Below are 26,882 nucleotides of genomic sequence, written 5' to 3' on the forward strand. Positions count from 1 at the left end.
AGGCGAGCGATTAAACGCGCGTCTACGTAGGAGTTTACTACAAGCCGTATTGACTACAGCTATTGGGCGTTATTGAAGGGTTGGCCACCAGACAATTCTGAGGCAACCCTTACTCTGTTTCCTACTTCAAACCCGTGCCGGCACCGGCAGCGGTGACGCCAGCAAACGCTTGTCCAGCAAGCCCAGGCCTTCCTGGAACAACTGGTTGCTGCGCTCGGTGTCGCCCAACTGCGCCAGCAGGCGTGCCAGCTCGGCGCAGGCCTCAGGGTTGCGCTGCACCTGAAGGCTGCTTTCAAGGTAATCCCGCGCCTTGCCCCACAAGCTGTTTTGCAGGCACAGGCGCCCCAGGGTCAGCAGCAGGCTGGCATCGCCTGGATGGTCCTTGAGCCAGCCTTCGGCGAACTTCAACTGCTTCGCCGGATCGCTGCCACGCAGCAGCCCGTAGAGCCGGATCAGATGACTGTCGTACTCGCGCTTGAGGGCACCGCGCAGCACTTCTTCGGCCTTGGCGTCCGCGCCCAACTGGCGCAGTTGTTCGGCGTACGCCAGCACCAGTTGCGGCTCCTGGCGCTGGGCCGAAGTCAGTTGTTGCCAGGCCAGCTCCAGGGATTGCTGCCCGGCCTCGCCCTGCTCTTCGCGCTGGGCAGCCAGGGTCAGGTTCTCGCCCCAGGCGCGTCGCTCCAGGTCGGCCAACTCGGCAGGCGGCAACACCTTGTCCTTGCGCAACTCCGGCAACAGCCGGATTACCGAAGACCAATCGCCACGCTGTTGATACAGCCGCTGCAGTTGGCGCAATACCTGGACGTTATGCGGATGACGCTCATGCATGGCCTGCAGGGTGACCAGGGCGCCATCGGTGTCACCGCGGTCCATCTGCAACTGCGCATGACTCAAGGCTACCGCGAGTTCGGCCTGGGGCTGGCGCTCAAGCGCGCGTTCCAGCAGGCCATCCGCTTCCTCATAACGGCCCTGTTCGTTGGCCGCACGGGCCGCGCCGAGGTAGTAGAGCAATGGCTGGCGTTCGGCTTCGGCCGCACGGTGCAAGTGGCGCTCGGCACTGGCCCAGCGCCCTTCGGCGAGGTCCATCTGGCCCTGCTCGATGGCAACCTGGACCCGACGGCTGCGGTTGCGCCGCGACCACGGATTGACCACGCCACCCGAGGTCAGCACCAGGCCCAGCAGCACCCTGGCCAAATAGATCACCAGGCCGATGGCAAACAACGCCACCAGCGTCGACCACAGCCCGGACTCGTAATGCAGCACATGGGGATAGGTAATCAGCACGTAGCCGGTATGTTTCGAAATGCCCACGGCCAGTGCCAGGGCGATCGCAATCGCCAGCACCAGGATCACATAGAAGCGCTTCATCGGCTTTACTCCTGGGTCGCCGGCTTGCCAGCGGAAGCCTTGGCTTCCTCGGCAGACAGGTGGCGACGGTCAAGGTAAGCCTGCACGGCAGCCAGGCTCGCGGCCAGGTCCGGCGTGACCACCGAGACGGCCTTGGGCTCAAGCTCGGCAATACGGGCCAGCATGGCTTTGCTTTGCGGGTTGTCTTGATTGAAGTTGTCCTGCAACACGCTGCGAGCCTCGCCCAGGGATCGGCTGTACACCGCCGGCTCGCCGTTGAGCGCCGCCCATTGCGCCTGCTCAAGTGCAAGGCTCAGGGCCAGGCGCACCTGGTTCAGGCCTTGCCCTGCCAGGAGCGGGCGAATGTTGTCATCAGGATTGAAGTCGATGCGGAAATACCGCGAGATCTGCGCCCACCACTGACTCCAACGGCTGTCCGTGTCGGTGGTCGGACGCCCATCATTGGCCGCTTCAGGGAGTTGGTATTCCGGCGCGATGGCCGCCAACTGCACGACCTGATCGCGCAATGCCGCCAGTTGCAGGTACAGCCCGGTACGGTCGGGCTGTTCGATATTGCGCAACGCGGCGAGGCTCTTGGCCAACTGCTCACGGGCGGCGTAGGAGCCAGGGTCACTTTGTTCGCGGAGGATTTCGTCAGCGCCCTGGACCAGTGCCTGGGCACTGTTGATGTCCTGCAAGGCGGAAAGACGCAGGCTGGCCAGGCGGATCAAGTGCTCGGCCTCGGCCAGGCGCCAGTCCTGGCGGCTGGCCCCCAGCACGGTTTCCAGGCGCTGGCTCAGGCGTTGTTGATCACCCAGCAATTGCGCCACCAGCCGGCGACGCTCTTCCAGCTCATCGGCGCCGGGCAGTTGCCCCAGACGGGCCGACAGCTGCTGCTGGCTCTGCTTGAGGCTCTGGGATTGGTCGTCCAGGGTTTGCACTTGGCCCAGCTGTTGCTGGCTGCTCGCCTGCAGTGCGCGGACCTGCCAGATCCCCCAGCCACCGGCGGCAACGCCGGCGGCGCCGAGCAACAAGGCCACGATGGCCAGGCCGTTGCCACGGCGCGGGGCGGTGGTGACCGGTGTCTCAACAGGCGCATCAAGCGCGGGCTGAGCTTCATCTTTAGGCAAGGCTGTTTCGCTCACGTATCCATCCTTTGCGTATTAGAGAGTGGGAACGGAAACACTCCGTAACGCCACTAACAAAGCCGCGGCACTGGCGCCACGACAATCCACAACTTCTTTCGCGCCAGCGGCACGCGCCATCTCGGCGACTCGCGGGCTGGGCACGAACAACGGCAGCTGTGCCACCTGGGGCCAATCTGTACCGGCCAGCGCTTGCAGGTGTAAAAAACCCTGCCCACTGCTGACCACCACGCCGTTCAAGCGTTCCACGTTTATGCGCTGGGTCAGCGTTGCACGGTCGTAGTCCGGCAGGAAACGGCGATACAACTCCAGATAGTCGACACTAGCACCTTGCTCGCGTAAACGCTCAGCCAGCAGCTCTCGCCCGCCCTCGCCCCGCAGGATCAGCACCCGGGCGCAGGGCTTCGAGATAGCCTCGCGCAAGGCGACCAGTTCAAGCAAGGCTTCACTGTCGTCGCCGTCGTGGGGATAACTGACATCAAGGCCATGCTCGGCCAACACCTGCGCCGTAGCAGCGCCGACACTGAACCACGGTAACGCCGGCGGTTGCGGCCAGTGTTGAGCCAACAACTGCAAGCCCAGGCGCGCGGCCGGCTTGCTCACCACGATCACCGCGCAATAGCGGTCCAGCTCGCGAAAGACCGCCTGTTGTTCAGGCGTGACAGGCAGCGCTTCAATCTCCAGCAACGGCAGGCTGCTGCTGAAAACACCTTCTTCGGATAACGTCGCCGCCAGGGCCGCCGACTCCTCGGCAGGCCGCGTCAGCAGCACACGCCATTGCATCACTGCGGCCCGGCCTCGCCGTACACCGCTTGCAGAATGGCACCGGCGCCTTTTTCCAGCAGCTCCTCGGCGACCTTGATACCCAGGCTGGTGGCCTCGCTTTGCGGCCCGCGAATCTCTGCGGTGAGCAACAACCCACCACTCGGGTCGCCCACCAGGCCACGCAGCCAGAGGTTTTCGCCCTCAAGCACGGCGTAACAGGCGATCGGCACCTGGCAGCCACCGTTGAGGTGCTTGTTCAGGGCACGTTCGGCGGTGACGCGAATTTCGGTGTCCTGGTGATCCAGCGGCTTGAGCAGCGCATGAATTTCGCTGTCGGCGGTGCGGCATTCAATGCCCACAGCGCCCTGCCCGCCGGCCGGCAAGCTGTCTTCGACGCTGATGGCCGAGGTGATGCGGTCTTCAAAGCCCAAGCGGATCAAGCCGGCTGCCGCGAGAATGATCGCGTCATATTCACCGGCGTCGAGCTTGGCCAGGCGAGTATTGACGTTGCCCCGCAGGAAGCGGATTTGCAGGTCCGGGCGGCGGGTCAGCAACTGCGCCTGGCGACGCAGGCTGGAGGTGCCGACGACGCTGCCCAGCGGCAGCTCATCCAGGGAGGCGTAGGTATTGGAAACGAAGGCATCGCGGGGGTCTTCGCGCTCGCAGATGCAAAAAAGGCCCAGGCCTTCGGGGAAGTCCATGGGCACATCTTTCATAGAATGCACGGCGATGTCGGCTTCGTTCTCCAGCAGAGCGGTTTCCAGTTCCTTGACGAACAGGCCCTTGCCGCCGATTTTCGACAATGGCGAATCAAGCAGCTTGTCGCCGCGACTGACCATGGGCACCAGGGACACCTTCAGGCCGGGATGAGCCTGCTCAAGGCGTGCTTTGACGTATTCGGCCTGCCATAAGGCCAGGGCACTTTTACGGGTGGCGATGCGGATTTCGCGAGAGGACATGGATCAATCCGTACTGAATAGATACGGCAGATAATAACAGCTCAGGCAAATGCGCTTTGATTTGAATCAGCAAGTGCGGGGCCTCCCTGGCCGCGTCGCACCGGGATATGGGCAGTGAAGCTCGCGTCAGCCCTCGGGCTAAAGCTGCTGCATCATCTTGCGCACACCGGCGACATGGCGCCGGCTGACGATCAACGCGTCACCGTTGAGGCCCTTCAGGAACAGCTGAAAATGCCCAAGCGGCGTGCGCTGCAGACGCTCGATTCGCTCGCGGGCCACCAGCGCATTGCGGTGGATGCGCACAAAGCGGTCGCCAAATTCATCTTCCAGCGCCTTGAGTGGCTCATCGAGCAGCACTTCACCAGCCTCGTGACGCAAGGTCACGTACTTGTGATCGGCGATGAAATAGACCACCTGGTCCAGGGGAATCAACTCGATGCCCTTGCGGGTACGGGCGCTGATATGGCTGCGTGGCCCATTGCCGCCCTGGGCTGCGGGCTGGGTCAAGGCTGCCAGTTGGACACGATTGGGACGCTCGGCCTTTTTCAAGGCGCGAAGCAACGCATCGGCATTGATCGGCTTGACCAGGAAACTGGCGCCGCTGGCATCCAGGGCCTCGGAAGAGAACTCATCCTGGGAGGCGCACAGCACCACCGAAGGCGGCGATTCTCGCTCGCTCAGGCGGGCAGCCACCTGCAAGCCATCAAGGCCCGGCATGCGGATGTCGAGCAACACGACGTCCGGCTTGAGGCTGTCAATAAGGGCCAAGGCTTCCTCGCCACTGGTGGCGCTCGGCTCAAGGACATTGTAACCCTCGAGTTCACTGACCAAACGGCTCAGTCGCTCGCGGGCTTGGGGTTCGTCATCAACGATCAGGACATTCATATTGCGCTGGATTCCTGCGTGAGTCTCGCACAAGGATAGCGTAGACAGGTGCGGTGACTTCCGTCACGGCGATCCACGCTAAGACTAGCGCGAGCGGCAAAAAGTGCCCCGAGAGTGGCACCAATATTTACCCGGACCTGTTCAATCGCGCCCAAAGCCTGCTGCCTTCGGGCATCGTCGTAGGGTTTGCTGATACACAATACGAACACCCCCTCTCTAATGGATAGCCTGGAGTTCGACCTCATCGCCCGGCATTGGTGCAGTGCACCTTCCGTCAGCGCGAAGCTCTATCAGTGCAACTGTAGACGCTGGCGAAGACGATATTGCTCAATCGTCAAATATCGTTTCAATAAACACGCTTTGTTTGACCAAGGACCGCAAGTTTCCCCCCCGATCGGTCCTGGCTCCAGTCTCGTCCTGCGCGAGTCCGGGGGCAAGGCACTTAGCCATCTTGGAAACAAATAAAAATGCCCCGCCCCGGCATCGTCGCCTCCGGGGGCAACCCTGTTATTATCGGCGCCACACTTTCATGCCCTCTTTCCAGCAGATCACGAGCGAATCCATGAGCACCGACAAGACCAACCAGTCCTGGGGCGGCCGCTTCAGTGAACCCGTCGACGCCTTCGTCGCGCGCTTCACCGCCTCCGTCACTTTCGACCAGCGCCTCTACCGCCACGACATCATGGGCTCGATCGCCCACGCCACGATGCTGGCCAAGGTCGGCGTGCTGACCGACGCCGAGCGCGACAGCATCATCGACGGCCTGACCACCATCCGTGGCGAGATCGAAGCCGGCACCTTCGACTGGCGCGTCGACCTGGAAGACGTGCACATGAACATCGAGGCCCGCCTCACCGACCGCATCGGTGTGACCGGCAAGAAACTGCACACCGGTCGCAGCCGTAACGACCAGGTGGCTACCGATATCCGCCTGTGGCTGCGGGACGAGATCGACCTGATCCTGGCAGAAATCACCCGCCTGCAAAAAGGCCTGCTGGAGCAGGCAGAGCGTGAGTCCGGCACCATCATGCCCGGCTTCACCCACCTGCAGACCGCACAGCCTGTGACCTTCGGCCACCATCTGCTGGCCTGGTTCGAAATGCTCAGCCGCGACTACGAGCGCCTGGTGGACTGCCGCAAGCGCGCCAACCGCATGCCTCTGGGCAGCGCTGCACTGGCTGGCACCACCTACCCGATCGACCGCGAATACACCGCGCAGCTGCTGGGTTTCGACGCCGTGGGCGGCAACTCCCTGGACGGCGTGTCGGACCGTGACTTCGCCATCGAATTCTGCGCCGCGGCCAGCATTGCGATGATGCACTTGTCGCGCTTCTCCGAAGAGCTGGTGCTGTGGACCAGCGCGCAATTCCAGTTCATTGACCTGCCGGACCGCTTCTGCACCGGCAGCTCGATCATGCCGCAAAAGAAAAACCCCGACGTGCCGGAGCTGGTACGCGGCAAGAGCGGCCGTGTATTCGGTGCGCTGATGGGCCTGTTGACCCTGATGAAAGGCCAACCGCTGGCCTACAACAAGGACAACCAGGAAGACAAGGAACCGCTATTCGACGCCGCCGATACCCTGCGCGACTCGCTGCGAGCCTTTGCCGACATGATCCCGGCGATCAAGCCCAAGCACGCCATCATGCGTGAAGCGGCCCTGCGCGGTTTCTCCACCGCCACAGACCTGGCGGACTACCTGGTACGCCGTGGCCTGCCGTTCCGCGACTGCCACGAGATCGTCGGGCATGCCGTGAAGTACGGCGTGGACACCGGCAAGGACCTGGCGGAAATGAGCCTGGAAGAACTGCGCCAGTTCAGCGACCAGATCGAGCAGGACGTGTTTGCGGTGCTGACCCTGGAAGGCTCGGTGAATGCCCGTAACCATATCGGCGGGACTGCGCCGGCGCAGGTGAAGGCTGCCGTGGTTCGCGGCCAGGCATTGCTCGCCAGCCGCTAAAAGCTTCGCGAGCAAGCCCGCTCCCACATTCGACTGCATTCCAAAGGTGGAACTCGGTCAATTGTGGGAGCGGGCTTGCTCGCGAAACCCTCATCACAAACACCCAAGATCTATTTCTTCGCAGCAATCATCGCCATAAACGCCGGCATCGCCGCTTCCTTGTCCGCCGCCACCCGCTGGGCATTCGGCAGCGCCTGCAAGCGCTCCAGCAACGCCTTGGCCTTCGGCAACTCAGCCAACAGATCCAGCCCGAACAGCTTCCCGGCCACGGCACAGGCCAGGTCCACGCTGTACACAAAATACAAATCCGCAATCGTGAAACTGTCCCCCGCCACATACGGCGCAAACTTCCCGTGCCGCCCCAGCGATGCGATCCCCAGCAATAACTCCGCCCTGGACTTTTCCTTGATCGCCTCCGGCACCGGCATTCCGAAAAACGCCTCGGCAAAACACGCCCGGGCCGGCAACTCGATGTACAGCTCGATTTCCCTGCACAACGCCAGCACTTGGGCGCGCTGGAACGGCTCGCTCGGCAGCAGCGATCGCCCGCCCTGGGTCTGTTCGAGGTATTCGAGGATCACGCTGGTTTCGTTGATAAACCCTTGCTCGACACCCAGCACCGGCACCTTGCCCCGGGGGCTCACAGCCAAGGCTTCAGGGGTCTGGCCTGCGTAGAACGGCACCTCTTCGAAGGGCAGCCCTTTCTCCAGCAGCGCCAGTTTGACCATGTTGTAGTAGTTGCTGACCGAAAATCCATAAAGCTTGAGCATCACAAAGCCTCCAGGCCGTGTACGGGGTTGGCAGCAGTGGTTATAGATCGGGAGGCCGCGCCTGGCCAGCAGCATCAGCCGAGTGAATGGGGGTAGACTGGCGCCCTTTCCTCCAGGAGCCTGCCATGAGCGAGCCAACCGATATCGACAACGACGAAGAAGAGTTCGCCGAGACCACCTTGATTGAAGCGATCGAAAACCAGATCGAAAGCGACAACCCGCCCGCCGCCAAGGCCACGTTCAACAAGCTGACCCTGGTGGGCTACGAGCGCGAAGACATCCTGCAAATGATGGCCCACGTCCTCGCCATCGAAATTGACGCGCTGCTCGAAGAAGATCGCGCCTTCAATACCGAATGGTATGAAACTGCGTTGCGTGCGCTGCCGGAGCTGCCGCCCGAGAAGCAATAAGCCTCACACCGCGCTGGCCAGCAAACTCTTGCTGGCCACAATCCTGCCCCACATCAACACCGCATGAGTTCCGACTGGACAGCTCGCCCAAGTGCGTTCACCTTATGGCTGCTAACGTCTAAAAATTCCTAGAAAGTCTGGAGTCCTTATGTCGTATACCCCTGAGTTGGTTGCCGAACTGGAAATCCTTGCACTCTTCAACCTGGGCAGCTCCCAGGAAGGTCTGAAAGTTCATCAGACTGCCGCTCCCACTGCCATTGCCGCCGCCCGGCGCCTGTTTGATAAAGACCTGATCGACCAGCCAGACGGTGGTTACCTCACCAGCCTCGGCCGGGACGCTGCCGAACACGCACAAAGCCTGCTGACTATTCTGACGACCGCCAAAGAAGCCGCCTGACACCTCGTATCGCCCACGGGATCCTCTCTTCACGGATTCCGCGGGCATTCCCGCGCCCGGGATAAAATTCCGGCGTCAAAAACAAATTCCCTCTAAACCTCCTACGCTACTGGCTGTAAACTCCCACACGGCCGCCCACGTCGGGCCCTGCGAGCCACCGAGTTCGACATGACCCGCACCCACGAAATCCGCCCCGACCTGGACGAAGGCATCGACCGCAAGGTGCTGGCCCAGTTGCGCGCGCGGTTTCTGGCTCTGAACGAAGGCCGCATGGCCCGGGCCGTCGAGGGGCTGACGCCACGCCAGCAAAGCGTATTGACCCTGCTGCCGCTGTTTTTCCACGTGAATCACCCGCTGTTGCCGGGCTATGTGTCGGGCAGCACGCCGGCCGGCCTGTCGAATTTTGAACCCGACGCGCAAGCCTTGGCCGAGGCCCAGCGCCTGACCCGCACGTTTTCCTACAAGCCCCGCCACGGCAACCCACCGCGGCCGATTCACGGCCTGTTCCTGATGGGCAGCCTGGGCACCCTGGCCCAGGCCGATCAAAGTGATATGGACGTGTGGGTCTGCCATGCGGCCGATCTCAGCGAGAACGAGCTGGCCGAGTTGCGCAAGAAATGCCAACTGCTCGAAACCTGGGCCCTGAGCATGGGCGCCGAGGCGCACTTCTTCCTGATCGAGCCGACGCGGTTTATCCAGGGCGAGCGCGACACCCAACTGAGTTCAGAAGACTGCGGCACCAGCCAGCATTACCTGCTGCTGGACGAGTTCTACCGCACCGCCATCTGGCTGGCCGGGCGCACGCCGATCTGGTGGCTGGTGCCGGTGTACGAAGAAACCCGCTATGCCGACTTCACCCACGCGCTGATTTCCAAACGCTTTATTCGCGCCGATGAAACCCTCGACCTGGGCCACCTGGCGCACATCCCGCCGGGTGAATTTATCGGTGCCGGCTTGTGGCAGTTGTTCAAGGGCATCGAATCGCCCTACAAATCAGTACTGAAACTCCTGCTGACCGAGGTCTACGCCAGCGAGCACCCGAAGGTGCAGTGCCTGAGCCTGCGCTTCAAGCGCGCTGTGTTTGCCAATCAGCTGGACCTGGACGAGCTGGACCCGTACATCGTCGTCTACCGCCGGATCGAGGAGTACCTCAAGGCCCGTAATGAGCCGGAACGCCTGGAACTGGTGCGGCGCAGCCTGTACCTGAAGGTCAACCGCAAGCTCAGCGCGGGCCAGCGCACCGGGTGGCAGCGTTTGCTGCTGGAGCGCCTGGCCAGCGAATGGGGTTGGGACCAGCGCCAACTGGCCCTGCTGGACAGCCGCAGCCAATGGAAAGTCCGCCAGGTGGCCTCCGAGCGCCGGGCGCTGGTCAACGAGCTGAACTACAGCTATCGCTTCCTGACCCAGTTTGCCCGCACCGAACAGACCGTCAGCCTGATCAACAAGCGCGATCTCAATGTGCTGGGCCGGCGCCTGTACGCCGCCTTCGAGCGCAAGGCCGGCAAGGTCGAGTTCATCAACCCCGGCATTGCGCCCGACCTTGCCGAAGACACCCTGACCCTGGTGCAGTCGCCCAACCGCAAAGAGCCCGGCCAGCATCATTGGGGCTTGTACAACGGCAGCCTGACCGCCCTGGAATGGGAGCACTTCGCGCCGATCAAGCGCAGCCGCGATTTGCTGGAAATGCTCACCTGGTGCCACCGCAACGGCGTGATCGACAGCAGTACCCGCCTGGCGCTGCATCCCGGCAGCAGTGACATGACCGAATTCGAGCTGTTCAACCTGCTGGGCAGCCTGCAACAAACCGTCGTCCTGCCCCTGGCCAGCGTCGATGAAGACCGCCTGCTGCGCTCGGCAGTGCCCGAGGAAGTGCTGCTGCTGATCAACGTCGGCGTCGACCCGCTCAAGCATCACCGGGACTTGAACATCCTGATGACCACCGAGCGCACCGACTCCCTGAGTTACGCGGGCGTACGGGAAAACCTGGTGCTGACCCTGGACCAGGTCACGCTCAACAGTTGGAACGAGGTGATGGTCAGCCGCTATGACGGCCCCCACGCGCTGCTCGATTGCCTGCGCGACTACCTCAATCAGCTACCGCCCAATCACTTGCCGCGCTTGCGGGTGCGCTGTTTCTGCCACAACCGCGCGCAGTTCATTGCCCAGCGCGTGGAAGAAATCTTCGACACTGCGCAAAACCTGCTGCTGGGCCAGGAAAACCATCGCTACCTGGTGCAGGTGCAACAGCACTACCACGTGATGGAGCTGACACCCGGCCAGGCCAACCATGTGTCACTGGCGACCCAGGACGCGCTGATCGCCTACCTCAGTGAGGAACTGGCCAGCTACAGCCCGCTGCACCTGGACACCATGGCCCTGGAAGACCACGACCTGGCGCTGCTGCTGCCCATGGGCCTGCCCGACTGTGTGCAGGTGTTCTACCGGATCAACGACGGGGTTGCCGAGCTGTACGTGCTGGATGAGTTCAACGCGCTCTGGCAGCAGCGCCTGCCGTTCCACGACGAGCAAAGCCTGTTGGTGCCGTTGCAGCGCTTCCTGCAGTCGATCATTTATCGCCGCGACGCGCTGCTGCCGCTGGATCCGCAACAGCCCTTCGGCGCGGTGCAAATCCTGTATTACCAGCTGTTGCCGTCAGGCAGCGGCCGTGCACGGCGGGCCGAACCGCGCCCAGCGCCGCAAACCCCGGCCAACAAGCCGTTCTACGACGTGCAGGCGATTATCGGCAAGGCAGCACCGGGCCAGGTGGGGATCACCTTGTACTGCAATCAACGGGAGTTTTCCGAGCTGGAATTTGGCGACCAACTGTTTGCGGTGGTCGCCCAGCAAATCGTCGGGCAACGCCGGGAAGCCGAGCGTTACCGCTGCTACATCACCGATCTGGACCTGTCCGGCCTGCTCGGTGATGTTCAAAGCCCGAGCAATCTGTACCTGCGCTACAAGGCTGATCTGGAACTGGCGCTCAATGAAGCGCTGAACCAGGTTTAGAGAGGAAAGGCGCCACCGTCTTTCGGCTGGCCTTCGACGCCGAGCAATTCAAGCTTGAGGGTCTTGCCACCCGGTGCTGGCCAGTCGATGTGCTGGCCGACTTGCAGGCCCAGCAATGCACTGCCCACCGGCGCCAGGATCGAGATTTTGCCTTCGTCGGCGTTCGCGTCCTTGGGGTAGACCAGGGTCAGGTGATAGTCCTTGCCACTGCCTTGTTCACGGCAATGCACGCTGGAGTTCATGGTCACGACAGATGCAGGCACTTCATCGTGGCCAACCACTTCTTCGGCGCGGTCGAGTTCGTGTTGCAGGGCTTCAACGCCCGGCGACGCCTCGCCGACACGGTCGATCAGTTGCTCAAGACGCTGCACGTCAAGACGGGTGAGGATGATGGAAGGTGCGGTCATGATTCAGGCAGACTCCTTTTTTCTGCACAAAAAAGCAAAACCCCGCCAGGAAAAGGCGGGGTTCTCACGGACCTCGATGAGTTGAGGTGTATCCGGACACTACCACAGCACAATAAATAAACAAGACGGCCTCAGGCGCAGGTCCTGCGCTGCTCGGCCTGGGCGACGATCACGCGGCGTCGCGCATCGTCGGCAGAGCGCCATTCGCGGATGTCTTCCACATGACGGAAGCAACCGAGGCAGACTTTGTGCTCATCCAGCCGACATAAACTGATACAAGGTGACGGCACCGCCGGGCTGACATTGCTGAACAGCGGCTTGGGCGGGCGTACGGGAACGGGCTGCGTCACGATCAGATCTCGTCGAAGTCCAGCTCGACGCCGGCTTGTTCCTGGGTGAGGCGCGCGAGCATTTCGCTCAGCAGCTCATCGGTGGTGTCGTGGGTCCAGCGTTTTTCTTCTTCATCGTAATCGAAGTGGAAACCACCGGAACGCGCCGCCAGCCATAGCTGACGCAGGGGCTCCTGGCGGCTGAAAATCAATTGGGTGCCATTTTCAAACTTGACGGTGAGCACACCGGCCGAGTTCTCCAGGTCCACATCCAGACCGCTGTCGTCGAAAATATCCTCCAGCGCTTGCTGGGTCGCATCCACCAGGTCGTGAAAACGCGCTTCGGTCAAACTCATTGTGGGAACCTCGAAAAGTGTCTGGTCTCGCTCAAGCGCCGCACAATACGGACGCGCCATCATGATTGCAAAGGATACCGATTTCATTACCCGCAGCTGCGTGAATTATCCCTGATTGGTGTAAGCACAATCGCGACAAACTCGGCAAAGCCCCGCCGGACGGGTATTTCGGCGCATAGGCAATCCGGCGGGTGGTCGGTATACTCGGGCGCAATTAATGCATATTCAAGGATTTCGCCATGAAGCGCCTGATCTCTTCCCTTGCTGCGCTCGTCGCGGTCGCTTGCCTCGTTAGTGCCTGTGGTCAAAAAGGCCCGCTGTATCTGCCCGATGACAGCAAAGACCCGAATGAACAGGCGCAATCGTCGCAAACCAAAGCGCACAAGCACGACACCTATTAAGGGAACATCATGGACGCTTTTAACTACCGGGACGGCGAGCTGTTCGCGGAAGGTGTCGCGCTGTCCGCCATCGCCGAGCGCTTTGGTACCCCGACCTACGTGTACTCCCGTGCCCACATCGAAGCGCAATACCGCTCCTTTGCCGATGCGCTGGAAGGCACGCCGAGCCTGGTGTGCTTCGCCGTAAAAGCCAACTCCAACCTGGGTGTACTCAATGTCCTGGCGCGCCTGGGCGCCGGTTTCGACATCGTGTCCCGGGGCGAGCTTGAGCGTGTACTGGCCGCCGGCGGCAAGGCTGACAAAATTGTGTTCTCCGGTGTCGGCAAGAGCCGCGAAGACATGCGCCGCGCCCTGGAAGTTGGCGTGCACTGCTTCAACGTCGAATCCACCGACGAGCTGGAGCGCCTGCAAGTGGTGGCCGCCGAGATGGGCGTTCGCGCGCCGATCTCCCTGCGGGTCAACCCGGACGTCGACGCCGGCACTCACCCGTACATTTCCACCGGTCTCAAAGAGAACAAGTTCGGCATCGCCATTGCCGACGCCGAGGACGTGTACATCCGCGCCGCGCAGTTGCCGAACCTGGAAGTCTTGGGTGTCGACTGCCATATCGGCTCGCAACTGACCAGCCTGCCACCGTTCCTCGACGCCCTCGACCGCCTGCTGGCGCTGGTCGACCGCCTCGGCGAGTGCGGCATCTACCTGCACCACATCGACCTCGGTGGCGGCGTGGGTGTGCGTTATCGCGACGAAGAGCCGCCGCTGGTGTCCGACTACATCAAGGCCGTGCGCGAGCGCCTCGAAGGCCGCGACCTGACGCTGATGTTCGAGCCGGGCCGCTACATCGTCGCCAACGCCGGCCTGCTGCTGACCCAGGTCGAGTACCTCAAGCACACCGAGCACAAGGATTTCGCCATCGTCGACGCGGCGATGAACGACCTGATCCGTCCGGCGCTGTACCAGGCCTGGATGAATGTGACGGCCGTCAAGCCACGCGCAGGCGAAGGCCGCAGCTACGATATCGTCGGCCCGATCTGCGAGACCGGCGACTTCCTGGCCAAGGAACGTCAGCTGGCCCTGGAAGAAGGCGACCTGCTGGCCGTGCATTCGGCCGGTGCCTATGGGTTTGTCATGAGCTCCAACTACAACACCCGCGGGCGTACCGCCGAGGTGCTGGTGGACGGTGATCAAGCGTTTGAAGTGCGTCGCCGCGAGACGGTAGCCGAGTTGTTTGCTGGCGAAAGCCTGCTGCCGGAGTAAGGTCATGTTGCTGCGTTTTACCAAGATGCACGGGCTGGGCAATGACTTCATGGTCCTCGACCTGGTCAGCCAGCACGCGCACATCCTGCCCAAGCACGCCAAGCTGTGGGGCGACCGGCACACCGGTGTCGGCTTCGACCAATTGTTGCTGGTGGAAGCGCCGAGTAACCCGGAAGTGGATTTCCGTTACCGGATCTTCAACTCCGATGGCTCCGAAGTGGAACAGTGCGGCAACGGTGCCCGCTGTTTCGCCCGTTTTGTCCTGGACAAGCGCCTGACCGCCAAGCGGCAGATTCGCGTCGAGACCAAAAGCGGCATCATCGAGCTGGATATTCGCAGCGACGGCCAGATCGGCGTCAACATGGGCGCGCCACGGCTGGTGCCGGCGGACATTCCGTTCCAGGCCACCGAGCAAGCCCTGAGCTACCCGGTGGACGTGGACGGCAAGACCGTCAACCTGGCCGCCGTGTCCATGGGCAACCCCCATGCCGTGCTGCGGGTGGATGACATCAACAACGCGCCGGTGCATGAACTGGGGCCGAAGATCGAAAACCATCCGCGCTTTCCCGCGCGGGTCAATGTGGGCTTCCTGCAGGTCATCGACCGTTCCCGTGCGCAGTTGCGCGTCTGGGAACGCGGGGCCGGCGAAACCCAGGCTTGCGGTACCGGCGCCTGCGCCGCTGCCGTAGCCGCGATCAGCCAGGGGTGGATGGATTCGCCGCTGCTGATCGACCTGCCCGGTGGACGCCTGTCCATCGAATGGGCAGGCCCCGGCCAACCGGTGAAAATGACCGGCCCGGCCACCCGCGTCTACGAAGGACAGGTCCGTCTATGAGTGAGCAAATCTAATGACTGATAAGCCTCAAGTACCCGCGCAAGCATCCCCAAGCGAAAGTCTGGAGGCCGCAGCCGTTGCGGCGTATCTGGAGGCTAACCCGGACTTCTTCGTTGAACACGAAGAACTGCTGCCGGCCCTGCGTATTCCCCACCAGCGCGGCGATACCGTGTCGCTGGTGGAGCGGCAGATGAAGATCCTGCGCGAGCGCAATATCGAAATGCGCCATCGGCTCTCGCAGCTGATGGATGTGGCCCGCGACAACGACCGCCTGTTCGACAAGACTCGCCGCCTGGTCCTGACCCTGATGGACGCCGCCAGCCTGGAAGAAGCGGTGATCGCCGTCGAAGACAGCCTGCGCCAGGACTTCCAGGTACCCTTTGTCAGCCTGATCCTGTTCAGCGACAACCCGATGCCGGTGGGTCGCTGGGTCAGCGGCAGCGATGCCCAGACCGCGATTGGCGGCCTGCTGTCCGAAGGCAAGACCATCAGCGGCACCTTGCGCGAGCATGAACTGGACTTCCTGTTTGGCGCCGAGCAGCGCCAGCAGATCGGCTCCACCGCCGTGGTTGCCCTCAGTCATCAAGGTTTGCATGGCGTGCTGGCCATCGCCAGCCGTGATCCGCAGCATTACAAAAGCTCGGTGGGCACGCTGTTCCTGAGCTACATCGCCGAAGTGCTGGGCCGCGTCCTGCCACGCTTCACCAGCGCATTGCGCGCGGTGCGCTAGCCATGGAACGACAACTGGACGCCTACTGCGCTCACCTGCGCAGCGAGCGCCAGGTGTCGCCGCATACCCTGGAAGCCTACCGGCGGGACTTGAACAAGGTCCTGGCGTTCTGCGAGAAACAACACATCGGCAGCTGGAAGGCCCTGGACATCCAGGGTCTGCGCAGCCTGATCGCCCGCCTGCACCAGCAAGGCCAATCCTCCCGCAGCCTGGCACGCCTGCTGTCGGCGGTACGCGGCCTCTATCACTACCTGAACCGCGAAGGTCTGTGCGACCACGACCCGGCCAACGGCCTGGCGCCGCCCAAGGGTGAACGCCGCCTGCCCAAGACCCTCGACACGGATCGCGCCCTGCAATTGCTCGATGGCGCCGTGGAGGACGACTTCCTGGCCCATCGCGACCAGGCAATCCTTGAACTCTTCTACTCCTCGGGCCTGCGCCTGTCGGAGCTGACCGGGCTTAACCTCGATCAACTGGACCTGGCGGATGGCCTGGTGCAGGTGCTCGGCAAAGGCAGCAAGACCCGCGTATTACCGGTGGGCAAGAAGGCCCGCGAAGCCTTGCTGCTATGGCTGCCCCTGCGCGCCCTGGCCAACCCGGCGGACGACGCGGTGTTTATCAGCCAGCAAGGCCGGCGCCTCGGGCCCCGGGCCATACAAGTGCGGGTCAAGGCCGCCGGCGAGCGCGAGCTGGGGCAGAACCTGCACCCGCACATGCTCCGGCACTCCTTTGCCAGCCACTTGCTGGAGTCCTCCCAGGACCTGCGTGCGGTGCAGGAACTGCTGGGCCACTCCGACATCAAGACCACCCAGATCTACACCCACCTGGACTTCCAGCACCTGGCAACGGTGTACGACAGCGCCCATCCACGGGCCAAACGCATTAAGGGCAGTGACTCATGAGCATCAAGCTGATCACCTTCGACCTGGACGATACGCTCTGGGATAACGTGCCGGTCATCATCAGCGCCGAGGCATCGATGCGCGAGTGGCTGGCGACCCACGCCACCAAGGTGGGCGACTTGCCCCTGGAGAAGTTTGCCAGCCTTCGCCAGCAGGTGCTGGAGCGTCATCCCGAGCTGAAATATCGCATCAGCGTGTTGCGTCACAAGGTGCTGCAATACGCCTTCGAGGAAGCCGGGTACCCGCTGCCGGAAGCGGCGCAGATGGCGGATGTGTGCTTTGAAGCGTTCATCCATGCCCGGCATCAACTCACCGTATTCCCCGAAGCGGAACCGATGCTGCAAGCACTGCGCCGCGACTATCTGCTGGGGGTGATTACCAACGGTAATGCCGATGTGCAACGTGTGGGGTTGGCGGACTACTTCCACTTTGCACTGCGGGCTGAAGACATGGGTATTGCCAAGCCGGATGCGCGGTTGTTTCAGGAAGCCTTGCAGCGCGGTGGCGTAGCGCCGGGCGCGGCAGTGCATGTGGGTGACCATCCAGGGGATGACATTGCCGGTGCGCAGCAGGCGGGGCTGCGGGCCGTGTGGTTCAACCCGGCAGGCAAGGCCTGGGAGGCCGAGAAATTGCCGGATGCCGAGATTCGCAGCCTGACCGAGCTACCCGACGTGCTAGCCCGCTGGAACGCATAACCTGATGATGAAGGGCTTTTGTGGCGAGGGAGCTTGCTCCCGCTGGCCTGCGAAGCGGCCCCTGAACCAGCCACGACGGCCTTTCTGAAAGACCGCGTCGACCCAACCAGGGGCCGCTTCGCGCCCCAACGGGAGCAAGCTCCCTCGCCACACACGCTCTTCATCCTTGGATGGGTGTTGGCCCTGACCATTTTGTAGCGCCCATGAAAAAGCCCGCAGCGACGGCGGGCTTTTTCAGCAAGCAAGCAGCAGGCCTTAGATAGGCCGGCTGCCGTACTTGTTATCCGGCTTCTTCGGTGGATCTGCCACCACGTTAGCCTCGACTTCCTGCACTTTGCCGCCTTTGGCGAGGAATTCTTCCATCGCCCGGGCCAGCGCATCGCGCTCTTTGTTCTTGGCTTCTACGCTCGGCAACTCGTCAACCGACACTGCAGCCTTGGCCTTGCCCTTGGCTGCCGGGACCGGTGCATCGTCGCCACCGTCGTCGTCAGCCACGTCTTCGGCAGCCGCCTCAAGACCTTCCTCGGTTTCGTCGTCGTCGCCTACTTCGAGGTCGTCGTTTTCCAGATCATCGTCGCTCATGTTCTACCTCATGACTTGCGAAAAGCAGATTAGTTATAGCCCAGCTTCGCCGCCTGTCGACGGCCGCCGGAAAAAAATCAACATCCACCGGTTAACCAGTGGCTTATGCCCCATCACCGTGCAAGGTGGCGAGGACTTTACGAGCACCGCCATGATCACGGTGCTCGCCCAGATAAACACCTTGCCAGGTCCCCATCGCCAAGCGGCCGGCCCTTACCGGCAAACTCAGCTGACAGCCCAGCAGACTGGCCTTGAAGTGCGCCGGCAGATCATCCGGACCCTCGTCGTTGTGTTCATATCCCGCCGTGCCTTGCGGCACCAGCGCATTGAAAAAACGCTCGAAGTCACGGCGAACCGCCGGGTCGGCATTCTCGTTGACCGTCAACGAGGCCGAGGTGTGCTGCAGCCACAAATGCAACAGTCCCACCCGACAGGCCTTCAATTCAGGCAGGCCGGCGAGCAACTCGTCCGTCACCAGATGAAAGCCCCGGGGCTTGGCCCGCAGGGTTATCAGGGTCTGTTGCCACATACAGTTCTCCGCCTATCGGCGCGCATTCTAGCGCGCTCAGGGAAAAAACAAAGTGCCGAATACGCCTACATGCCTGTAAGACATTCGCACACTGAAAAGTGCAGTGCGGATCCCATCACAAAGTCGCAAAAAAACCCATACACCTTTAGCCACAGACAAACCCAAGGCAAAAAAATGCCCGGCAAGCCGGGCATCTTTTTTTCGCGTACTTACAAGTTGTAGCCGCGCTCGTTGTGTTGCGCCAGATCGAGGCCAACCGCCTCTTCTTCTTCGGTCACCCGCAGGCCCATCACCACGTCCAGCACCTTGAGGATGATGTACGTAACGATAGCGGTGTAGATGACGGTGAAGCCGACGCCTTTGCACTGGATCCAGACTTGAGCCGCGATATCAGTGGTGGTGGCGTTGAAGCCGCCCATCGCCGGTGCCGCGAACACGCCGGTCAGGATCGCGCCGAGGATACCGCCGATACCGTGCACGCCGAAGGCGTCCAGGGAGTCGTCGTAGCCCAGTTTGCGTTTCAGGGTAGTGGCGCAGAAGAAGCACACTACACCAGCAGCCAGGCCGATCACCAGGGCACCCATCGGGCCCACGGTGCCAGCGGCTGGGGTGATTGCCACCAGGCCCGCAACCACACCCGAGGCGATGCCCAGTGCGCTCGGTTTGCCGTGGGTGACCCACTCGGCGAACATCCAGCCCAGGGCCGCAGCAGCGGTAGCGATCTGGGTCACCAGCATCGCCATGCCGGCAGTGCCGTTGGCCGCAGCAGCGGAGCCGGCGTTGAAGCCGAACCAGCCGACCCACAGCATCGCCGCGCCCACCAGGGTGTAACCGAGGTTGTGCGGGGCCATTGGGGTGGTTGGGAAGCCTTTACGCTTGCCGAGTACCAGGCACGCTACCAGGCCGGCCACACCGGCGTTGATGTGCACCACGGTGCCGCCTGCGAAGTCGAGCACGCCCCAGTCGCCCAGCAACGAACCCGGACCGCCCCATACCATGTGGGCGATCGGTGCGTAGACCAGGGTGAACCAGACGCCCATGAAGATCAGCATCGCGGAGAACTTCATCCGCTCGGCGAATGCACCGACGATCAGCGCCGGGGTGATGATCGCGAAGGTCATCTGGAAGGTCACGAACACGGCCTCAGGGAACAACGCCGCCGGGCCGGTGATGCTGGCCGGGGTCACACCCGAGAGGAACAGTTTGGACAAGCCACCCACAAACGAGTTGAGGTTGACGACGCCTGCTTCCATACCGGTGGTGTCGAACGCCATGCTGTAGCCGTACACGAACCACAGGATGGTGATCAGGCCGGTGATGGCAAAGCACTGCATCATCACGGAAAGAATGTTTTTGGAGCGAACCATGCCGCCGTAGAACAGCGCGAGGCCTGGAATGGTCATGAACAGCACCAGCGCGGTGGACGTGAGCATCCACGCGGTGTCGCCGGAATTGAGGACTGGAGCAGGTACTGGGTCCGCCGCCATGGCCAGGGCCGGCATTACGAGGGACAACAGGGCTCCTAGCCCTGCGAATTTACGCAGAGTCATATTGTTTTCTCCTGGGGCGTTGGGGTTTGGCGGCTTAGATTGCGTCGGTATCGGTTTCGCCGGTACGGATGCGAATAGCCTGTTCCAGATTGACCACGAAGATCTTGCCGTCACCGATCTTGCCGGTGTTGGCGGCCTTGGTTATCGCCTCGATAACCCGGTCAAGATCCTTGTCGTCAATGGCGACATCAATCTTCACCTTTGGCAGGAAATCGACCACGTATTCCGCGCCGCGATACAGCTCGGTGTGACCCTTCTGCCGACCGAAGCCTTTGACCTCAGTAACGGTAATGCCCTGCACGCCGATCTCGGACAGTGACTCGCGTACATCGTCCAACTTGAACGGCTTGATGATGGCAGTGACTAGCTTCATGAAAACTCTCTCCCGAATTGGTGGACTTGCCCCAGGAAAACAAACCCGTCTCAAGTCTAAGCGCAGTGCCTGGCTTTGTAACGCTTCGTCGCCCTGGCATTTGCCATTGCGACGCTCGCTAACCACTGGTGACGAAACATGTACCGCTGGTCCGTCGGCGCACTGCATCGTCACAGCGACTGCATCAGTGCATGGGTCATGATCGTCTAAGCAGAAAGCTTGCCAGCTCCGTAAAAATCACTGAAATCAGTCCTTTGTTCGCCTGTGCCCACCTACCGGGCGCCACGACAGCGAAGATACGCACGAAAACGGTGCGCGACCGCCCGTCCTCATGCGCGAAAAGCGTGCGCCGCAGGGGCTGGAAAAGACTATAGACGCTGCGTGATACACTGCCGGCCAACAGATTTTCCGGACGATTTCCCATGCTCGCGCCCAAAGACCTCCTCGACGCCCTGAGCGGCCACGCCTCCCGCCTGTTCAGCAGCGACACGCCGCTGCCACGCAATGAAATTGAAAGCCAGTTCAAGGCGCTGCTGCAAAGCGGTTTCAGCAAGCTGGACCTGGTAAGCCGGGAAGAGTTTGATAGCCAGATGGTGGTGTTGGCGCGCACTCGGGCGCGATTGGAAAGCCTTGAGGCCAAGGTGGCGGAGCTGGAAGCGCGATTGACGCCTGCCGCCGAATAAGCCGGCCCAACCGGGGCAGGTTTCGCCTGTCCCCGTTAAACCGTTGCAACCCTCAGCTCACCCGCTGATACCCGCCGACAACCCCCTTCTTCGACAATACCCACTGCCACAGCTGGATATCCCGCGCGCGAAACGCCCCTGCACACGACAGCAGGTAGTAGCGCCACATCCGGTAGAAGCGCTGGCCGAAGGTGTCTGCGAAATCCGGCCACGCCAGTTCGAAGTTTTCACACCAGGCCATCAGCGTCTTGTCGTAGTCGGCGCCAAAGTTGTGCAAATCCTCGGCAACAAATAACCCGTCCATGGCGTCGCCGATCTGCCCGATCGAGGGCAAATCACCGTTGGGAAAGATGTATTTGTCGATCCACGGATCCGGCGTGCTGTTGCGTTGGTTCTTGCCGATAGTGTGTAGCAGGAACAACCCATCGTCTTTCAGGCAGCGGTTGGCGACCTCCATATACGCCCGATGGTTCTTGCGCCCCACATGCTCGAACATGCCGACACTGGCGATATGGTCGAACTGCTCGTCGATATCCCGATAGTCCTGCAGACGAAACTCGATCGGCAGATGTGAATACTTGGCCCGCCCCCACTCCGCCTGCTCCTTGGAGATGGTCACGCCGACACACTCGACCCCATAGTGCTCGGCCGCATGGCTCATGAAACTGCCCCAGCCACAGCCGATATCCAGCACGCGCATGCCCGGCTTGAGCCCCAGTTTTTTACAGATCAGGTCCAGCTTGGCGAACTGCGCCTGCTCCAGGGTGGTGGCATCTTTCCAGTAGCCACAGGTGTAGGTCATGCGCGAGTCGAGCATGCGTGCGTAGAAGTCATTGCCGAGGTCGTAATGTGCTTCGCCGACTTGCCAGGCGCGTTTCTTGTTTTGCAGGTTCAGCCAGCGGGAGCTGAACGCGTGAAACAACAAGGTGGCCGGGTTGGCCTGGTCGATCACGCCGGAGCGCATGAGGCGGAAAAAAAACTCATCCAGCGCCTCGGCGTCCCAGCCGCCATCCATGTAGTCTTCGCCAAGGCCAAGATTGCCCTTGGCCAGGGCGAGATCAAATGTGGCACTGTGGTGCAGTTGCATATCGGCAGCCGATGGCCCGTTGACCTCGATCTGCGCCTGCGCCAGCAACTCCTTAACGAAGCGCGCTCCCTGAGACATCTCATCAGAACCGGAAAAAGAATGACGCGTTTTGTTAAGCACAGTTGCTCTCCAGAAATAGCGTTGCCTTTGATTCATACACTGCGAGAAATCTGGCCATGGAAGCGTCTGGCAAGGCCCTTAAGGCGTCATGGAAGCGCTGGCTGGGAACAGATGTAACAAATCTTATCCAGCCATTTTTTAAAGATATAATGAATTAATATTATGAAAACCATGCAAAATTGGAATGCAAGATGGACATCCGGGCGCTCCGTTATTTCGTAGAAGTCGTCGACCAGCAGAGCTTTACCAAAGCCGCTGTGAAGCTGCACCTGACCCAGCCAACAGTCAGCAAGATGGTGCAGCAATTGGAGTCGAGCCTGGGCCTGAAGCTGCTCGACCGCATGGGAAAACGCTTCACCCTGACGGACGCCGGGGAAATTGTGCTCAAGCGCGCCAAGGAAATGATCGCGCTGCACGATGAAATGACGGTAGAGCTGCAAGACTTGCAGCAAGTCGGGCGCGGCGCCCTGCGCATGGGGCTTTCGCCCTCCACCCACCTCGCACTGGCGCCGATTTTTGCGGAGTATCATGCCCGTTACCCGAAGATCGAACTGAAACTGTTCGAAAGCGGCGGCAATATCACCATCCAGGATCTGCGCCAGGGCACGCTGGAGTTCGGCACCATCCTGGACTCGCCGCGCGTGGCGGATATCTGGTCCGAATTCGAATCCATGCCCCTGTTCGAATCGCCACTGTGCCTGCTCGCGCCCCATGACTCGCCCTGGCAAGGCCGCAGCTCGGTGGAGTTGAGCGAACTGCAAGCCTGCGAATTCATCTTTTACGATGACACCTTCACCCTGAACCAATTCGTACTTGATGCCTGTGCACAAGCCGGTTTTGAGCCGCGGATCAGTGGCCGCAGCAGCCAATGGGACTTTATCGCCTCCCTGGTACGACTGGGCGTGGGCATCACCCTGCTGCCCCGGGCATTCTGCGAAACCCTTGATGCGAGCCAGTTCAGCATCGCGGAAATACAGTCGCCGGCCCTGAACTGGCGACTGATGCTGGCGTGGCGGCGGCAGTGCAAGTTGTCGTTTGCGGCGCAGGCGTGGTTGACGTTGGCGAAGGAGTTTTTGTGTGTGCCGCCGTCGGACCGTTAGCGCGATACGTTCTGTAAAACCTCGCCGCCGCGCGCCGCCATCATTCGACTACCCTTGAAAAACCGCAGGAAGCGGCCACTCATTTCAAGGAACCAGCATGTCCCTCGCAATCGTCCATAGTCGCGCCCAGATAGGCGTCGAAGCGCCCGCCGTCACTGTCGAGGTGCACATGGCCAACGGCTTGCCGTCGCTGACGCTGGTGGGCCTGCCGGAAACCGCCGTCAAGGAAAGCAAAGACCGCGTGCGCAGCGCCATTCTCAATTCTGCGCTGCAATACCCGTCCCGCCGCATCACCCTCAACCTCGCGCCCGCCGACCTGCCCAAGGACGGCGGGCGTTTTGATTTGGCGATTGCCCTGGGGATTCTCGCCGCCAGCGTGCAGGTACCGGCGCTGACCCTCGATAACGTGGAATGCCTGGGCGAGCTGGCGCTGTCCGGCGAGGTGCGGCCGGTGAAAGGTGTGTTGCCGGCAGCCCTGGCGGCGCGCAAGGTCGGGCGCACCTTGATCGTGCCACGGGCCAATGCCGAGGAAGCCTGCCTGGCTTCGGGGTTGAAGGTGATTGCCGTGGATCACCTGCTGCAAGTGGTGGCGCACCTGAACGGTCACGTGCCGATCGAGCCCTTCGTTTCCAGTGGCCTGATGTACTTGAACAAACCCTACCCCGACCTGAGTGAAGTGCAGGGCCAACTGGCGGCCAAGCGTGCGCTGTTGATCGCTGCGGCGGGCGCCCACAACCTGTTGCTCAGCGGGCCACCGGGCACCGGCAAGACCTTGCTCGCCAGCCGTCTACCAGGGTTGTTGCCGCCCTTGAGTGAACAGGAAGCGCTGGAGGTGGCGGCGATTCAATCGGTGGTCAGCCTGGCGCCGCTGAGCCATTGGCCACACCGGCCATTTCGCCAGCCGCATCATTCGGCATCCGGCCCGGCGCTGGTGGGCGGCGGCTCGAAACCGCAGCCGGGGGAAATAACCCTGGCCCATCACGGTGTGTTGTTTCTCGACGAGTTGCCGGAGTTTGATCGCAAGGTCCTGGAGGTGCTGCGTGAGCCGCTGGAGTCCGGGCATATCGTGATTTGCCGCGCTCGCGACCGGGTGCGTTTCCCGGCGCGCTTTCAGTTGGTGGCGGCGATGAACCCCTGCCCTTGCGGCTATGTGGGCGAGCCCAGTGGGCGCTGTCGCTGCACGCCGGAGCAGATCCAGCGCTATCGCAACAAACTCTCGGGGCCGCTGCTGGACCGGATCGACCTGCACGTGACCGTCGCCCGGGAAAGCACCGCGCTGAACCCGGGCATACAGTCCGGTGATGACACCGCCAGCGCCTCCGTCCTCGTCGCCGATGCCCGGGACCGCCAACAACGGCGCCAGGGCTGCGCCAATGCATTTCTCGATCTGCCGGGGCTACGCCAGCACTGCAAACTGAAAAAGGCTGATGAAGGCTGGCTGGAAAGCGCCTGCGAACGGCTGACGCTGTCGTTGCGGGCGGCCCATCGCCTGCTCAAGGTCGCCCGCACCCTGGCCGACCTGGAACAAGTGGAAGCCATCGCCCGCCATCATCTGGCGGAGGCCTTGCAGTACCGCCCTGCTAGCGCGTCCTAGGCAACGCCAGAAGCAGCCCCGCCACTTCCATCACCTCATCCATCACCGCTTCAGCTGACTCAACGGAGGGTTTGAGCAACAAGTCATCGGCATAGCCCATGGCGACGGCGAACAGTTGCCGCGCGGCGCGCTTGGGCGACTCACAGCGAAACACCTTGGCCGCTACACCGTGCTCGATGATCTCGGCGAGCATGGCTTGCCATTGGGCGTTGATCACCAGGTAGGCCTGGGCCAATGGCTCGTCATGCATGGCTTCGTCCCAGGCATCCAGCCACAGCGCCCAACCGGCGTCTGCCGTGGAGGGCAGGCAGTCACGCAGGAAACCTTCGAGGGCTTCCAATGGTGGCAGATCCACCAGCGGCGCCCTCACCTCGTCCAGTTGCTCGTTGGCGAACCGCACGAACGCTTCGCGGCGCAGTTCTTTCCAGTCGCTGAAGTAGTGATAGACGTGGCTGCGGGACAGCCCGGCATGCTCCGCCAGGTCGCGGGTGGAAACATCGGCAAACCCTTTGCTGCGAAATAGCTCCAGGGCGGCGGCGATGATCTGGTCTTTACGGTCGATACGCGACATGAGGCTTTTCCTTCAGGCACCGGCAGATCGACGGCGCTTGCTTTTTGAGCGGTCGCTCAAGGATACTTGAGCAGTCGCTCAATAATAGCGTTTATCTCACTCTCGGTGCACCCCATGTCATCCGTAACACCCCAGATCCTGATCGAAGAAAGCAAAAAGATCGGGCAACAATCCGCCAGCCAAACCCTCAAGGCGATCGCCAAGGCCTATCCCGGCAAGTTGTTCTGCACCTTGTCGCTGGTGGCCCTGGAGAACGCATTGCTGCTGGCCTACCCACTGTTTGCGGGGTTCGCGGTGGACTCGATTATCCGCGGCGATGCCGGCAGCGCGCTGTTCTACGCCGCCGTGGTGCTGGCGTTCTGGGTGGTCGGGGCGGCGCGACGGGCGCTGGATACGCGCACCTTCACCCGTATCTACGCGGACCTTGCGGTGCCGGTGATTCTCAACCAGCGCCTGCAAAACCACAGCACTTCACGAGCGGCGGCGCGGGTGGTGCTGGCGCGGGACTTTGTCGACTTCTTCGAAAAACACGTGCCGATCATCGCGACGGCGCTGGTTTCCATCGTCGGTGCGGCAGTGATGCTGTTGGTGATCGAGCCGTGGATAGGCCTGGCGTGCCTGACGGCGCTGGTGCTGTGCACAACCCTGCTGCCACGCTTTGCCCGGCGCAATCAGGAACTGCATGAGCGCTTGAATGACCGCCTGGAAAAGGAAATCGGCCTGGTGGAAAAGGTCGGCGCACAGACCTTGCAGCGCCACTACCAGGTGCTGTCACGCCTGCGCATCTGGCTGTCGGACCGCGAGGCCGCAGCGTTCCTGTTTATCGGCACGCTGGCGGCGCTGTTGTTTGTGGTCGCCATCAGCCAGTTGGCGCTGTCGCCGGCGGTCAAGGCCGGCCATGTGTATGCGGTGATGACTTACCTGTGGACCTTTGTCAGCAGCCTGGATGAAGCGCCAGGGATGGTTGATCAACTGGCGCGACTCAAGGACATTGGCAAGCGTGTGGACCCGGGGCTGGGCGACCGATCCGACGTTTGACGCGTCGGGTAGGCCGTCATCGCGGGCAAGCCCGGCTCCCACAGTGGACCGCGTACTCCAGAACAACACGGTCAACTGTGGGAGCGGGCTTGCCCGCGATGA

The 26,882-nt window shown here is 61.9% G+C and carries 29 protein-coding genes; 14 read left to right on the top strand and 15 right to left on the bottom strand.

The features are described from left to right. Positions 1-126: 126 nt before the first annotated feature. From HX839_RS06495 to HX839_RS06510, 5 genes are all read right to left on the bottom strand, one after another. Positions 127-1,368 carry a heme biosynthesis protein HemY gene (locus tag HX839_RS06495; protein ID WP_003208828.1) on the bottom strand — a complete coding sequence of 414 codons (1,242 nt, stop codon included), beginning with the start codon at positions 1,366-1,368 and terminating at the stop codon, positions 127-129. A gap of 5 nt (positions 1,369-1,373) precedes the next feature. Beyond that, complete coding sequence (locus HX839_RS31525; RefSeq protein WP_371315624.1) at positions 1,374-2,492, bottom strand: uroporphyrinogen-III C-methyltransferase; 1,119 nt, start codon at positions 2,490-2,492, stop codon at positions 1,374-1,376. Positions 2,493-2,510: 18 nt separating this feature from the next. Continuing rightward, the gene (locus HX839_RS31530) at positions 2,511-3,278 is read right to left on the bottom strand and encodes a uroporphyrinogen-III synthase (protein WP_152634758.1); all 768 of its coding nucleotides are present in this window, start codon (positions 3,276-3,278) and stop codon (positions 2,511-2,513) included. Next, a complete protein-coding gene (hemC, locus tag HX839_RS06505) occupies positions 3,275-4,216 on the bottom strand; it encodes a hydroxymethylbilane synthase (RefSeq protein WP_008439333.1) in 942 nt (313 codons plus the stop codon). The genes HX839_RS31530 and hemC overlap by 4 nt, the downstream gene beginning before the upstream one ends. Before the next feature lie 138 nt (positions 4,217-4,354). Further along, on the bottom strand, positions 4,355-5,101 hold the full coding sequence (locus tag HX839_RS06510; RefSeq protein ID WP_003208820.1) for a LytTR family DNA-binding domain-containing protein: 747 nt from the start codon (positions 5,099-5,101) through the stop codon (positions 4,355-4,357). A gap of 562 nt (positions 5,102-5,663) precedes the next feature. On the opposite strand from HX839_RS06510, the gene argH reads away from it, so the two are divergent. Then, complete coding sequence (argH, locus tag HX839_RS06515; RefSeq protein ID WP_003208818.1) at positions 5,664-7,058, top strand: argininosuccinate lyase; 1,395 nt, start codon at positions 5,664-5,666, stop codon at positions 7,056-7,058. Positions 7,059-7,168: 110 nt separating this feature from the next. Here argH and HX839_RS06520 read toward each other — a convergent pair whose 3' ends face one another. Continuing rightward, positions 7,169-7,828, bottom strand: coding sequence for a glutathione S-transferase family protein (locus tag HX839_RS06520; protein WP_003208816.1), 660 nt, complete (start codon positions 7,826-7,828; stop codon positions 7,169-7,171). Between the two features lie 125 nt (positions 7,829-7,953). Between HX839_RS06520 and HX839_RS06525 the strand changes: the two genes are divergently transcribed. The 3 genes from HX839_RS06525 to HX839_RS06535 all read left to right on the top strand — a co-directional run bounded on the left by HX839_RS06525 (position 7,954) and on the right by HX839_RS06535 (position 11,641). Continuing rightward, positions 7,954-8,238: a hypothetical protein gene (locus HX839_RS06525; RefSeq protein WP_003208814.1), complete on the top strand. Its 285-nt coding sequence runs from the start codon at positions 7,954-7,956 to the stop codon at positions 8,236-8,238. Positions 8,239-8,386: 148 nt separating this feature from the next. Then, complete coding sequence (locus tag HX839_RS06530) at positions 8,387-8,635, top strand: TIGR02647 family protein (RefSeq protein ID WP_003208812.1); 249 nt, start codon at positions 8,387-8,389, stop codon at positions 8,633-8,635. A gap of 168 nt (positions 8,636-8,803) precedes the next feature. Then, the gene (locus HX839_RS06535) at positions 8,804-11,641 is read left to right on the top strand and encodes a class I adenylate cyclase (RefSeq protein WP_177009063.1); all 2,838 of its coding nucleotides are present in this window, start codon (positions 8,804-8,806) and stop codon (positions 11,639-11,641) included. On the opposite strand, the gene rnk is transcribed toward HX839_RS06535, so the two are convergent. The 3 genes from rnk to cyaY form a co-directional block, all read right to left on the bottom strand. Further along, the gene (gene rnk, locus HX839_RS06540) at positions 11,638-12,048 is read right to left on the bottom strand and encodes a nucleoside diphosphate kinase regulator (protein WP_003208808.1); all 411 of its coding nucleotides are present in this window, start codon (positions 12,046-12,048) and stop codon (positions 11,638-11,640) included. The genes HX839_RS06535 and rnk overlap by 4 nt on opposite strands. Before the next feature lie 131 nt (positions 12,049-12,179). Continuing rightward, positions 12,180-12,398: a DUF1289 domain-containing protein gene (locus tag HX839_RS06545; RefSeq protein ID WP_003208805.1), complete on the bottom strand. Its 219-nt coding sequence runs from the start codon at positions 12,396-12,398 to the stop codon at positions 12,180-12,182. Positions 12,399-12,400: 2 nt separating this feature from the next. Further along, the gene (cyaY, locus tag HX839_RS06550) at positions 12,401-12,733 is read right to left on the bottom strand and encodes an iron donor protein CyaY (protein WP_003208803.1); all 333 of its coding nucleotides are present in this window, start codon (positions 12,731-12,733) and stop codon (positions 12,401-12,403) included. Positions 12,734-12,972: 239 nt separating this feature from the next. Between cyaY and HX839_RS06555 the strand changes: the two genes are divergently transcribed. From HX839_RS06555 to HX839_RS06580, 6 genes are read left to right on the top strand one after another with little or no spacing between them, the layout of a single operon-like run. Then, entirely contained in the window at positions 12,973-13,134 is a 162-nt protein-coding gene (locus HX839_RS06555; protein ID WP_003208801.1) for a lipoprotein, read from the top strand. Between the two features lie 9 nt (positions 13,135-13,143). Then, positions 13,144-14,391, top strand: coding sequence for a diaminopimelate decarboxylase (gene lysA, locus HX839_RS06560; RefSeq protein ID WP_008439346.1), 1,248 nt, complete (start codon positions 13,144-13,146; stop codon positions 14,389-14,391). 4 nt (positions 14,392-14,395) lie between these two features. Beyond that, a complete protein-coding gene (dapF, locus tag HX839_RS06565) occupies positions 14,396-15,226 on the top strand; it encodes a diaminopimelate epimerase (RefSeq protein WP_008439347.1) in 831 nt (276 codons plus the stop codon). A gap of 13 nt (positions 15,227-15,239) precedes the next feature. Beyond that, the gene (locus HX839_RS06570) at positions 15,240-15,956 is read left to right on the top strand and encodes a DUF484 family protein (RefSeq protein ID WP_003208796.1); all 717 of its coding nucleotides are present in this window, start codon (positions 15,240-15,242) and stop codon (positions 15,954-15,956) included. Positions 15,957-15,958: 2 nt separating this feature from the next. Next, a complete protein-coding gene (gene xerC / locus HX839_RS06575; RefSeq protein WP_008439350.1) occupies positions 15,959-16,858 on the top strand; it encodes a tyrosine recombinase XerC in 900 nt (299 codons plus the stop codon). Then, on the top strand, positions 16,855-17,553 hold the full coding sequence (locus HX839_RS06580; protein WP_177066875.1) for an HAD family hydrolase: 699 nt from the start codon (positions 16,855-16,857) through the stop codon (positions 17,551-17,553). Before xerC ends, HX839_RS06580 begins: the two co-directional genes overlap by 4 nt. A gap of 255 nt (positions 17,554-17,808) precedes the next feature. On the opposite strand, the gene sutA is transcribed toward HX839_RS06580, so the two are convergent. The 4 genes from sutA to glnK form a co-directional block, all read right to left on the bottom strand. Beyond that, positions 17,809-18,135, bottom strand: a complete 327-nt coding sequence (gene sutA, locus HX839_RS06585; protein ID WP_003208791.1) for a transcriptional regulator SutA — start codon at positions 18,133-18,135, stop codon at positions 17,809-17,811. A 103-nt stretch (positions 18,136-18,238) separates the two neighbouring features. After that, complete coding sequence (locus tag HX839_RS06590; RefSeq protein WP_003208787.1) at positions 18,239-18,664, bottom strand: secondary thiamine-phosphate synthase enzyme YjbQ; 426 nt, start codon at positions 18,662-18,664, stop codon at positions 18,239-18,241. A gap of 209 nt (positions 18,665-18,873) precedes the next feature. Then, positions 18,874-20,214, bottom strand: a complete 1,341-nt coding sequence (locus tag HX839_RS06595; protein WP_177020286.1) for an ammonium transporter — start codon at positions 20,212-20,214, stop codon at positions 18,874-18,876. A gap of 34 nt (positions 20,215-20,248) precedes the next feature. Further along, complete coding sequence (gene glnK / locus HX839_RS06600; RefSeq protein ID WP_002555808.1) at positions 20,249-20,587, bottom strand: P-II family nitrogen regulator; 339 nt, start codon at positions 20,585-20,587, stop codon at positions 20,249-20,251. Positions 20,588-21,060: 473 nt separating this feature from the next. On the opposite strand from glnK, the gene HX839_RS06605 reads away from it, so the two are divergent. Continuing rightward, complete coding sequence (locus tag HX839_RS06605; protein WP_371103568.1) at positions 21,061-21,270, top strand: accessory factor UbiK family protein; 210 nt, start codon at positions 21,061-21,063, stop codon at positions 21,268-21,270. 52 nt (positions 21,271-21,322) lie between these two features. On the opposite strand, the gene cfa is transcribed toward HX839_RS06605, so the two are convergent. Next, positions 21,323-22,405, bottom strand: a complete 1,083-nt coding sequence (gene cfa / locus HX839_RS06610) for a cyclopropane fatty acyl phospholipid synthase (RefSeq protein WP_003208781.1) — start codon at positions 22,403-22,405, stop codon at positions 21,323-21,325. A gap of 263 nt (positions 22,406-22,668) precedes the next feature. Here cfa and HX839_RS06615 point away from each other — a divergent pair, with 263 nt between their 5' ends. Together HX839_RS06615 and HX839_RS06620 are read left to right on the top strand one after the other, a co-directional pair. Further along, positions 22,669-23,577, top strand: coding sequence for a LysR family transcriptional regulator (locus tag HX839_RS06615; protein ID WP_177020287.1), 909 nt, complete (start codon positions 22,669-22,671; stop codon positions 23,575-23,577). Between the two features lie 97 nt (positions 23,578-23,674). Continuing rightward, positions 23,675-25,171 carry a YifB family Mg chelatase-like AAA ATPase gene (locus tag HX839_RS06620; RefSeq protein WP_177066876.1) on the top strand — a complete coding sequence of 499 codons (1,497 nt, stop codon included), beginning with the start codon at positions 23,675-23,677 and terminating at the stop codon, positions 25,169-25,171. Here the strand turns inward: HX839_RS06620 and HX839_RS06625 are convergent. Next, positions 25,158-25,742, bottom strand: coding sequence for a TetR/AcrR family transcriptional regulator (locus tag HX839_RS06625; RefSeq protein ID WP_177028054.1), 585 nt, complete (start codon positions 25,740-25,742; stop codon positions 25,158-25,160). The two genes, HX839_RS06620 and HX839_RS06625, sit on opposite strands and share 14 nt — an antisense overlap. A 114-nt stretch (positions 25,743-25,856) precedes the next feature. On the opposite strand from HX839_RS06625, the gene HX839_RS06630 reads away from it, so the two are divergent. Further along, complete coding sequence (locus tag HX839_RS06630) at positions 25,857-26,780, top strand: ABC transporter six-transmembrane domain-containing protein (protein WP_008439408.1); 924 nt, start codon at positions 25,857-25,859, stop codon at positions 26,778-26,780. Positions 26,781-26,882: the final 102 nt, after the last annotated feature.

This window comes from Pseudomonas sp. I8001 (assembly GCF_013385345.1).
Taxonomy (GTDB): domain Bacteria; phylum Pseudomonadota; class Gammaproteobacteria; order Pseudomonadales; family Pseudomonadaceae; genus Aquipseudomonas.

Bases quoted from the DNA above. Each gene is read 5' to 3' on its own strand.
- HX839_RS06495 (WP_003208828.1), bottom strand. From the start codon at position 1,368: ATGAAGCGCTTCTATGTGATCCTGGTGCTGGCGATTGCGATCGCCCTG.
- hemC (WP_008439333.1), bottom strand. From the start codon at position 4,216: ATGTCCTCTCGCGAAATCCGCATCGCCACCCGTAAAAGTGCCCTGGCC.
- HX839_RS06510 (WP_003208820.1), bottom strand. From the start codon at position 5,101: ATGAATGTCCTGATCGTTGATGACGAACCCCAAGCCCGCGAGCGACTG.
- argH (WP_003208818.1), top strand. From the start codon at position 5,664: ATGAGCACCGACAAGACCAACCAGTCCTGGGGCGGCCGCTTCAGTGAA.
- HX839_RS06520 (WP_003208816.1), bottom strand. From the start codon at position 7,828: ATGCTCAAGCTTTATGGATTTTCGGTCAGCAACTACTACAACATGGTC.
- HX839_RS06525 (WP_003208814.1), top strand. From the start codon at position 7,954: ATGAGCGAGCCAACCGATATCGACAACGACGAAGAAGAGTTCGCCGAG.
- HX839_RS06530 (WP_003208812.1), top strand. From the start codon at position 8,387: ATGTCGTATACCCCTGAGTTGGTTGCCGAACTGGAAATCCTTGCACTC.
- HX839_RS06535 (WP_177009063.1), top strand. From the start codon at position 8,804: ATGACCCGCACCCACGAAATCCGCCCCGACCTGGACGAAGGCATCGAC.
- rnk (WP_003208808.1), bottom strand. From the start codon at position 12,048: ATGACCGCACCTTCCATCATCCTCACCCGTCTTGACGTGCAGCGTCTT.
- cyaY (WP_003208803.1), bottom strand. From the start codon at position 12,733: ATGAGTTTGACCGAAGCGCGTTTTCACGACCTGGTGGATGCGACCCAG.
- HX839_RS06555 (WP_003208801.1), top strand. From the start codon at position 12,973: ATGAAGCGCCTGATCTCTTCCCTTGCTGCGCTCGTCGCGGTCGCTTGC.
- lysA (WP_008439346.1), top strand. From the start codon at position 13,144: ATGGACGCTTTTAACTACCGGGACGGCGAGCTGTTCGCGGAAGGTGTC.
- dapF (WP_008439347.1), top strand. From the start codon at position 14,396: ATGTTGCTGCGTTTTACCAAGATGCACGGGCTGGGCAATGACTTCATG.
- HX839_RS06570 (WP_003208796.1), top strand. From the start codon at position 15,240: ATGACTGATAAGCCTCAAGTACCCGCGCAAGCATCCCCAAGCGAAAGT.
- xerC (WP_008439350.1), top strand. From the start codon at position 15,959: ATGGAACGACAACTGGACGCCTACTGCGCTCACCTGCGCAGCGAGCGC.
- HX839_RS06580 (WP_177066875.1), top strand. From the start codon at position 16,855: ATGAGCATCAAGCTGATCACCTTCGACCTGGACGATACGCTCTGGGAT.
- sutA (WP_003208791.1), bottom strand. From the start codon at position 18,135: ATGAGCGACGATGATCTGGAAAACGACGACCTCGAAGTAGGCGACGAC.
- HX839_RS06590 (WP_003208787.1), bottom strand. From the start codon at position 18,664: ATGTGGCAACAGACCCTGATAACCCTGCGGGCCAAGCCCCGGGGCTTT.
- HX839_RS06595 (WP_177020286.1), bottom strand. From the start codon at position 20,214: ATGACTCTGCGTAAATTCGCAGGGCTAGGAGCCCTGTTGTCCCTCGTA.
- glnK (WP_002555808.1), bottom strand. From the start codon at position 20,587: ATGAAGCTAGTCACTGCCATCATCAAGCCGTTCAAGTTGGACGATGTA.
- HX839_RS06615 (WP_177020287.1), top strand. From the start codon at position 22,669: ATGGACATCCGGGCGCTCCGTTATTTCGTAGAAGTCGTCGACCAGCAG.
- HX839_RS06620 (WP_177066876.1), top strand. From the start codon at position 23,675: ATGTCCCTCGCAATCGTCCATAGTCGCGCCCAGATAGGCGTCGAAGCG.
- HX839_RS06625 (WP_177028054.1), bottom strand. From the start codon at position 25,742: ATGTCGCGTATCGACCGTAAAGACCAGATCATCGCCGCCGCCCTGGAG.
- HX839_RS06630 (WP_008439408.1), top strand. From the start codon at position 25,857: ATGTCATCCGTAACACCCCAGATCCTGATCGAAGAAAGCAAAAAGATC.